The 8941-nt window shown below is 57.5% G+C and carries 3 protein-coding genes and 8 tRNA genes; 3 read left to right on the forward strand and 8 right to left on the reverse strand.

Annotation, left to right across the window (positions count from 1 at the left end; all coding sequences use genetic code 11):
* Window positions 1-124 precede the first annotated feature (124 nt).
* The 3 genes from PKO02S_RS23700 (at window position 125) to PKO02S_RS23710 (ending at window position 7595) form a co-directional block, all read left to right on the forward strand.
* Window positions 125-4150: a cadherin-like beta sandwich domain-containing protein gene (locus PKO02S_RS23700; RefSeq protein ID WP_127586847.1), complete on the forward strand. Its 4026-nt coding sequence runs from the start codon at window positions 125-127 to the stop codon at window positions 4148-4150.
* A gap of 141 nt (window positions 4151-4291) precedes the next feature.
* Window positions 4292-6298 carry a sensor histidine kinase gene (locus PKO02S_RS23705; RefSeq protein ID WP_127586849.1) on the forward strand — a complete coding sequence of 669 codons (2007 nt, stop codon included), beginning with the start codon at window positions 4292-4294 and terminating at the stop codon, window positions 6296-6298.
* Window positions 6299-6302: 4 nt separating this feature from the next.
* Complete coding sequence (locus PKO02S_RS23710; protein ID WP_127586851.1) at window positions 6303-7595, forward strand: response regulator; 1293 nt, start codon at window positions 6303-6305, stop codon at window positions 7593-7595.
* Window positions 7596-8245: 650 nt separating this feature from the next.
* Here the strand turns inward: PKO02S_RS23710 and PKO02S_RS23715 are convergent.
* From PKO02S_RS23715 to PKO02S_RS23750, 8 genes are all read right to left on the reverse strand, one after another.
* Window positions 8246-8325 (reverse strand) — tRNA-Leu (locus tag PKO02S_RS23715).
* A 10-nt stretch (window positions 8326-8335) separates the two neighbouring features.
* Window positions 8336-8408, reverse strand: a tRNA-Lys gene (locus PKO02S_RS23720).
* A 32-nt stretch (window positions 8409-8440) separates the two neighbouring features.
* A tRNA-Gln gene (locus PKO02S_RS23725) sits at window positions 8441-8513 on the reverse strand.
* 3 nt (window positions 8514-8516) lie between these two features.
* Window positions 8517-8592 (reverse strand) — tRNA-Thr (locus PKO02S_RS23730).
* A gap of 10 nt (window positions 8593-8602) precedes the next feature.
* A tRNA-Val gene (locus PKO02S_RS23735) sits at window positions 8603-8675 on the reverse strand.
* Window positions 8676-8682: 7 nt separating this feature from the next.
* Window positions 8683-8757, reverse strand: a tRNA-Glu gene (locus tag PKO02S_RS23740).
* Window positions 8758-8764: 7 nt separating this feature from the next.
* A tRNA-Thr gene (locus PKO02S_RS23745) sits at window positions 8765-8840 on the reverse strand.
* 5 nt (window positions 8841-8845) lie between these two features.
* Window positions 8846-8918 (reverse strand) — tRNA-Asn (locus PKO02S_RS23750).
* Window positions 8919-8941: the final 23 nt, after the last annotated feature.

Raw genomic sequence — 8941 nt, forward strand, 5'->3', positions numbered from 1 at the left:
TGAGCAAGGGATTTCTATATCTGTACTTTGAGAACGGGAGCTTTCTCCCATTTTAACTTTATTTAAACTTGGCTTGCTACACTGGTTTGTGGCGATAGAACCATGATGTCGGAGGTGAAGAGAAATGGTTAAAACTGTGAAGAGGTTCGTTGTCTTGCTCACCGTGGCGGCCGTGCTGGCGGCGGCCAACGTATTCGTGCCCGCTCCGCTTGCAGAGGCGGAAGAGAAGCCGAAGACGGAAATTGGATCGGTGCAGCAGGCGTCCGTTCTTACGCGATATTCCAACGGGACCACGCTTTCTAATGGGACAAGTGTCAGAGTTGGTGCTTCGGAAAGCTCGGGACATTCGGAGGCGTACTTCCGTTATGATATCGGCTCGCTGAAAGACCAATGGCATCTCGTCCGGGACGTACAATTGCAGATTACGGTTTTTAATGCGAATACGAATCGACTTTCCCCTGAAGTGGATGTGTATCAGAGCCTGGATACGGGTTGGACATTGCCCGCGACGAGGCTTGCGAGGGATGGCAATGGGGGGAAGCCGGTCGCGCAGAAAGCGCACGTCAACGGGGTACCCCGAACAACGTCGTATATCGACGGGATTTACAACTTGATCGACACCGCTCTTGACAATGGCGAGGAAACCGTTTCGCTTATTTTGGCGCTTGCGGATACGACACAACCGACCAGCGCCGCGGAGGATATCTCCACCATCTTTTGTTTCACGAATTTGGGCTGCAATAGCAGCTCCGGCGGTGTCGTTCTGCTCGTGACCTGGAAGTCGGATTCGGCGGACCTGTCCGATCTCGGGCTGGTCAACGGCATCGTCAACGAAAGCGTTGTCGCCGGACGCATCCAATATACAGCGACAGTGAGCAACGCAACGGGCAAGGTGCGCGTCTACTATGAAGCGAAGAGCGCTTACGCCTCGGCGACCGTGAACGGTATCCCGTCCTCGGGTGTCTCGCAGACGATCGAGTTGAGTGTAGGAACGAACGAAATCGTCATCGCGCTTGAATCGGAGAGCGGGCAACAGCAACGAACCTATACATTAAAGGTAACCCGTCTGGGCACGGTGAATTTGCAAACGGTATGGACCGATGCGCCGGTGGCCGCGTTTCATCCCGACACTACGGCATACAGCGCGACTGTGAGCCGTTCGACGGCGCAGGTCAGTTTTCGGTTTTATTCTGCAGATGCCGCTCAGATCCTTGTGCTGAACAACGAACCGTATGCGTCAGGGACGCAGGCGACCTTTCCGTTGACGCCGGGTGTACATGTATATGAATTGAAGGTGACAGACGGATTGGCAACCGCAAGCAAGACGTATCGTTACACGATCACGCAACCGGCCGATGCCAACGCTTCGCTGCTGTCCTTGACGACGAATGCGGGTGAGTGGTCGGAGCCGTTCCATTCCGACGTCTACGAGTACGATGTCGTGGTCACGAATAACGTATACGGCATTCAAGCTACGCCCGTTACGGCCAGCGGATTGGCTTCGGTCAAGGTGAACGGGCTGGAGTCGGGCAGCGGCGCCGCTGCTGGACCGTTCGACCTGAAGGTCGAAGGCAACGTCATCGTTGTCGAGGTCGCGGCCGAGGACGGTACCAGGCTGACGTACAAGCTGAACGTCATCCGGAAGTCGTCCGGCAACGACAAACTTGGATATTGGGGCTGGACGGGCGGCGGCTTCACGCTCGCCTTCGATCCCGACATCACTGAATACCGCGCGACAGTCGCGCACGAGACGACGAGCATCGCTTTCATTGCGACGACAGCGCATCCCGGGGCTCAGTTGACCTTGAACGACATACCGCTTGCGAGCGGTGTGGCCTCCGCCCCCTGGTCGCTTGCGGTCGGGGACGGAAACCGGTTTATCGTTAAGGTGACATCCGAGGACGGCTTATCGTCGAATGAATACACGGCGACGATTACGAGGAAGGGATCCGACGATGCGACGCTTGCCGCGCTGGCCGTGTCGGGAGGTGCGCTGACGCCGGCTTTCTCGCCGATGACGACCGACTATACGGTGAATGTGCCGTACAGCGAGACGACATTCACCCTCGCCCCGACCTTGAATGAACCGAATGCGAGGGTGACAGTGAACGGAGCGGCGGTCGGCAGCGGGGATGAAAGCGGCGCGATTGCGCTTGCCGTAGGACCGAACCGGATCGAGGTGGCTGTTGCCGCCCAGGATGCCTCCGTGTCGAAGCTGTACGTCGTAACGATCCGCCGAGCGAGCGCGGGGACAGCGCTGCTGCAGTCGCTCGGGACGAGCGAAGGCATGCTGACGCCGATCTTTGATCCGCAGACCTTTGCTTACACGATCGAGGTCGACTCCGGGACGGCATCGGTTCAACTGACTGCCAGGGTGGACGGGATGGCGACGCTGGCGATTGACGGACGGGCTGTGGTCAGCGGACAGCCATCCCGGCCGATCTCGCTGCGTTCCGGCGACAATGCTGTGGACGTTGTCGTCGCCGCGGAGGATGGAGAAAGGAATACGTACCGGATCGTTGTCACGAGAGGATTGTCCGACAACGCCGCGCTCGGCGGCTTGACGATCAATGGCGGCGCGGTGGGACTCTCCTGGACGGCGAACCGGCACGAATACGAGATAGCGGTGCCGCATGCGATGGAACAGGCGGACATCGCGGCAAGTGCCGCGCATGCGCTCGCTGTCGTCTTTGTAAACGAATCGTCGGTTTTGCATGGCAAATCTGTCCCGATTCCGCTTGCGGTGGGGTCGAACGAGGTGAATATCGTGGTGCAGGCGGAAGACGGTACAACTGAGCAAACCTATCGGGTGCAAATAACCCGCGAGCAACAGGGGGGCGAGCCGGAGCAGGGACCGCTGCCGGAGTCGGTTTTTCCGACAGCTCCGGAAGTGAATCCGCCTGCTGCCAAAGCCGATATATACGTTAACGGAGTGCGAGAGACGCTGGGAGATTGGAGCGAATCGTCGACGGACGACCGGAAGATTATCGTTCTGACCGTCGATCGGGAAGCCATGCTGGAGGCCTTACAGTCTCAGGAGGATGGCGTCCGCGTCAGACTGCCGTTGACCGGGGAAGCCGCGGGCGCGGCCGGCGTGCTGGACGGCGAGGCGGTGCAGGCGTTGGCCGAGAAACACGGCTTCATCGAGTTGGAGTGGAACGATATCCGGTATTCCGTTCCGGTAGAGGCGCTAGATTTCGGAGAAGCGATGCTCGCTCTTGGCGCAAAACGTCCCGAGGAGCTCCGCATCGTATTGGAGGCCGCCACGGCGGACGATTCGGCGGCGACCGCGCTTGCCCGGGCTGCCGAGCGGCATGACACCGAACTGGCGTCCGTGCCGGTCAGCTTCCGGATTACGGTGGAAGCCGGAGATCGCTCGATGGAAATCGTATTTATGAGCGAATTCGTCGAACGGCGCGTCGCGGTCGACGGGCCGGCGGAGGCCGTATACGTCGCATTCGCGCTGGACGAGCGCGAGCATGTCCGCACGGTCCCCGTAACCATCGAGGTGAATGACGGCAAGCCGTATGCGGTCATCCGCAGCGTGACCAACAGCTCGTATGCCGTGGCGGCCGGCGCCGCTCGCAGCTTCGGCGACATGGCCGGGCATTGGGCGGAGAACGCGGTGAGCGCATTGGCCGGTCGCCTTGTTGTCGCGGGAGATGAGACCGGCGCGTTCCGGCCCGGTGATCCGATCTCCCGTGCAGAATTTGCGACCATGCTTTCTCGAGCGCTCGGCTTGCCGTTCGCGCCGGAGCTGACCGATTACCCCGACGTTACGCAAGCACATTGGTACTTCGAGGCGGTGCAATCCGCCTCGTACTACCGGCTGATGAATGGATTCGAGGACGGCCGGTTCCGACCGTACGCGGCCATCTCCAGAGAACAGGCGATGGCGATGACGGCGCGAGCGCTCGCTTGGACGGCGCGCAGAGAATTCGACCGGACTCTCGACACGGCCGGGCTGCTGAAACGGTTCCGGGACCAGTCGGACATTTCCGAATGGGCGAGGCGCGACATTGCGCTGTTGCTGGCGGCGGGCATCGTGCAAGGGCATGGCGAGACATCGCTGTCGCCTCGGGCGGAGCTCTCTCGAACGGAAGCGGCGATGCTCGTCTACAGGCTGCTGGAGAACGCCAACTTCATATGATGCCTTCACGCTCCCCTGTCGGCTTCGGCCGGCGGGGCTTTTTGACGGTGGAAACAACGGCAAGCGAAGGATTTTGTCACTCGATGTCGAATGCAGTAGTCAGTATGCTTCAACTACGACAAGGATTTCAGAGGGAACCGGATGCGCACATGGATTGCAGTAATTCTCATTTCCATAGGGCTGTTCGCAGCCGCCGAGGCTTCCGCTTCTCCAATCGCCAAGGACGGAACGCTGGACTTGCGGGATGTGCCGCTGGAGACTTCCGGTCCCGTCGCGTTGAAAGGCGAGTGGCTGTTCGACTGGCTGGCGTTCCGATACCCGGATCAGGACCCCGCGCCCGGGCAGCCGATGTCGATCCGCACGCCGGCAACGTGGGGCTCGCAGTCGTCGAATATCGGCGACCATGGATACGGTACGTATCGACTGAACCTCATTTTATCGGAGCGGGACGTCGGCAGAGCGCTGGGGCTGGATTTGCCGAGCATTGCCTCGGCATTCGAGCTGTATGTGAACGGCGTGATGCGCGCTTCCACCGGGATGATCGGCACAAGCCGCAGCGAGATGAGTCCCGCGGCAATGCCGCAACCGCTCTACTTCCACTCCGACCGTCAGGAGGTTCAGCTCGTACTGCTCGTATCGAACTTCGTTCAGCGCAAGGGAGGCGTCTGGGCGGAAATCCGGTTGGGCACAGCCGAGCAGATCGCGCAGGAGCGCGAGCAGCGGACGCTGTTTCAAGCGTTCGTAACGACAGGACTGCTGCTGATGGGCTTGTACCATCTGGGTTATTTCTTCGTGCGACCGGAGCCGTCGACGCTCTATTTCGGACTTTCCGGCCTGGGGCTGGCGCTTCGAAGCCTGTTCGTCGGCGACATGCTGGCTGTTCGTCTCCTGCCTCATTTCCCCTGGGAAATCGCGGTCAAGATCGAGTACTTGTCCGTGTTCTGGGGAATCGCCGCTTTGCTGTTGTATTTTCATCATCTGTACGAGGATTACTCGCATCGCAAGGTGGCCTACGGCCTGGCGCTGACCATGATCGCCGCTACCTTGCCCATCCTTGCGCTCCCGGCCCGAGCGTATACGGAATGGAAGCTTGGCTACGAGCTGCTCGTGCTCGCGCTTGCGCTCTACATTGTCTATTCGCTCGTACACGCGGCGATTCGCCGCAAGCTCGGGGCCAGGCTTAATCTGACTGTCGGACTGCTATTCCTTGCGACCGTGCTCAACGATATTCTCTATTACAATTTTCTGATTGACAGCGGCGATCTGGTGACGCTGGGCTTGCTCCTGTTCGTGTTTACCCAGCCGTTCATGGTCGCGAGGAAATTCGCGGCCGCGTTTCGAGAGGTCGAGCGGCTGAAGAAGGCTCAAGAAGGAATGAACGAGCGGCTGGAGGCGATAGTCGAAGCACGAACGGACGAGCTGCGGAAAGTGAACATGCAGCTGAAATCGTCCGAGCGATCGAGGAGTGAATGGCTCTCCAACGTCACCCACGAGCTGGGCAACCCGCTTACTACCATCATCGGTTATTTGCGGCGCGTGAAGGAAGGCATATCGGGGGAAGCCGCGGAGCGACATATCGATATCGCCTACCGCAAGGCGTTGAGCCTGAACCGGCTGTTGAATGATCTCCGGCAGCTGTCTCTCCCGAACAGCGAGAGCTACAGCATTCGCCGAGAACCGGTGCGGATCGAACAGCTTTGCGACACGCTCGGGAGCAGCTACGACTGGAAGGTTCCGGATCGTCAGGTTGTGCTGGCATTGTTGCCGGGTGCCGCGGGCCGATGCGTCATCGACGCGGATCTTGATCGGATCGGTCAGGTGTTTGCGAATCTGGTGGCGAATGCGCTCAGCCATACGAGCGCCGGCGACCGGATTGAGGTTGTCGGCCGCAGCTTCTGCTCATTCGGCGCCTATGCAGTCATTGTCCGGGACAGCGGCCCCGGCATTCGCAGGGAGGAGCGCAGGCGCATTTTTGACCGGTATTACCGCGTTCAGGGCGCTGCCTCCAGGCACTCTTCCGGAACGGGACTGGGGCTTTCGATTTCGAAGTCGATCATCGAGGCGCATGGCGGACGGATCGGCGTGTTGGGCGAATACGGCGAAGGAAGCGCATTTTATTTCCTGTTGCCTATGAAAAAGGTGGATTGAGGGAGTGGAGGGTACGAGAGGCCGCGTGTTGATCGTGGACGACGATACGGAAGTCCGCGAGTTGATTGCAATGGAACTGCAGGACCGGCAATGGCTGACCGTCGAGGCGAAGGACGGCATGGAAGCGATCCGGCTGTGCCGCGAGCAACGTCCCGATCTGGTGCTGCTCGATGTCATGATGCCCGGGATGGACGGCTTTGAGGTGTGCAGACGCATTCGCGAGCAATCGTCCGTGCCGGTCATTTTCTTGACGAGCCGACAGCTGTCCGAAGATATTGTAAGGGGTCTGGATGTCGGCGCGGACGATTATATCACGAAGCCGTTCGATCCGGCGGTGCTGGAGGCGCGGCTGAATTCGAGTTTGCGCAGGATCGAGACAGCCGCTGCGGCGGACACGATCCGGTTTGGAGAGCTGCTGATCCAGCCGGACTCCGGCGAGGCCCGTTATCGCGGCAACGAGATTCCGTTTCTGGCGAAGGAACTGAAGCTGCTTTGTTTTTTGGCAGAGCATCCGAAGCAGCTTTTCTCCGCGGAAACCTTGTATGACGCCGTGTGGAAGTACGGGGAAGGGGACTTTCGCACCGTCATGGTGCATATCAGCAATATCCGCAAAAAGCTGGAGCGATATGCACCGAATACGGTTCGCATCGACACAGTCAAAGGTATGGGCTACCGGCTCATTCCGGAAGACCGTACGGCGAAGCGGTCCGCCATGCCGACGGTTCGCGAGGCGACTATTGAAGCGGCTTCCGAATTGTTTGCGCAGCGGGGGTACGAGGGGATGACGATGAAGGAAGTGGCCAGGCGGGCGGGCGTCCATCCTTCAGCGATTTATGCGTTGTTCAGAAACAAAGAGGACGTGTTCCTGCATATTTACCGCAATACGATCGGTCATCATGTGAAGCTGGCAACCGACAGTGCGCCAGCGCCGGACGGCCGGACGATCCGTGAGCGAATCGACGATATGCTCAGGACCATCATGCATTTTCAATTGAGCAACCCGGGCAAGATGAAAATCTTCGTACGCATGCTGATGTTTCCGGACGGGCATATCGAGCATGACATGAAGGCTGAGCTTAACAAAGCAGAGCAGGAAGAGTGGGGGATGCTCGCACAATGGTTTCAGGAGGGCATGGAGCGCGGAGAAATCCGTCGCGGCGACAGCGGCGGCATGGCCAGCGTACTCATTTGTTTGATGGACGGTCTGTTTTGGGAGATGCAGCGGTATGGGGAGCAGCCGTTTCAGGAACGCTTCGAAGCGGTATGGGAACAGTTCTGGGCGCTGGTTAAAGCCTGATCGGATCCCGGTAGACGTATATTTAACTGGATGGGAATGGACGATATCACGTTGAGACGGAATCGAACTCGGAGTTTATAACATGGGCTATCGATATACCGTCAGAGCGTTTTGACGAACTGCTCAACCTATGGAAATCGAAGCAAAACAATCCGCAAGATATCGAAGAAATGGAACATTTCATTGCCAATATGGACCTCACCTCCTCTTTATAAAAGTCTCTATACTGCTCGGGAGACACACCTTTCGTTTCAACTACCAGGGGCCGCAGGTGACGTGTATCGGTGGTCTGAATGTCATCGACAGTTACTGTAAACTCCCACTCATCGCCAAAATCGAAGACGAAATCGAATGCTCGCTGAATAGCCATATGCAATTGGTACAATGTGCATTAATTCACCAAGAGGAACCTATGCTAATGCGTTATTTTTCCGTTATGGTTTGCTTCAAGCATTTTGTAGCAAGTTAGTTGTCTGTATGGAAAGGTTCACTTTTTGTACAAGGAGTTTAGCTAGAAGGATTCAATCGAGGATGAGGAGTACTCAATAGAGGCTTTGTGCTGCTTTTGAATTACTGAAGAGGTTATAAGAGGATTAATTTTAGATATAAAAAAGCCTTGAGAGTGTGTTCCCTCAAGGCTTTTCTTCTTATGCGCGTAGAGGGACTTGAACCCCCACGGTCGCCCGCTAGATCCTAAGTCTAGTGCGTCTGCCAATTCCGCCATACGCGCGAGTGAAGAGTGAGCCATGTAGGACTCGAACCTACGACACCCTGATTAAAAGTCAGGTGCTCTACCGACTGAGCTAATGGCTCTTGCTTATTGCTGTGTATTCCATAAAGGAATACTGGGGATCTAGGATTCGAACCTAGGGAATGACGGAGTCAAAGTCCGTTGCCTTACCGCTTGGCTAATCCCCAATATGGTGCCGTCAAGAGGACTTGAACCCCCAACCTACTGATTACAAGTCAGTTGCTCTACCAGTTGAGCTATAACGGCGTGGTGCATATGGAGGCTGACGGGATCGAACCGCCGACCCTCTGCTTGTAAGGCAGATGCTCTCCCGGCTGAGCTAAGCCTCCATATAAGTGGTGACCCGTAGGGGATTCGAACCCCTGTTACCTCCGTGAAAGGGAGGTGTCTTAACCCCTTGACCAACGGGCCGTAAAGCTGGAGCTTCCAACCGGAATCGAACCGGTGACCTCATCCTTACCATGGATGCACTCTACCTACTGAGCTATGGAAGCAAGTACTCCCCGAACAGGACTCGAACCTGTGACAACTCGATTAACAGTCGAGTGCTCTACCGACTGAGCTATCAGGGAATATCAAGAAATTCAGGACTTGT

It is taken from the genome of Paenibacillus koleovorans NBRC 103111 (assembly GCF_004000845.1).
GTDB lineage: Bacteria > Bacillota > Bacilli > Paenibacillales > NBRC-103111 > Paenibacillus_AA > Paenibacillus_AA koleovorans.

Excerpts from the sequence above, each read along its gene's own strand:
- PKO02S_RS23700 (WP_127586847.1), top strand. The coding sequence starts at position 125 with ATGGTTAAAACTGTGAAGAGGTTCGTTGTCTTGCTCACCGTGGCGGCC.
- PKO02S_RS23705 (WP_127586849.1), top strand. The coding sequence starts at position 4,292 with ATGCGCACATGGATTGCAGTAATTCTCATTTCCATAGGGCTGTTCGCA.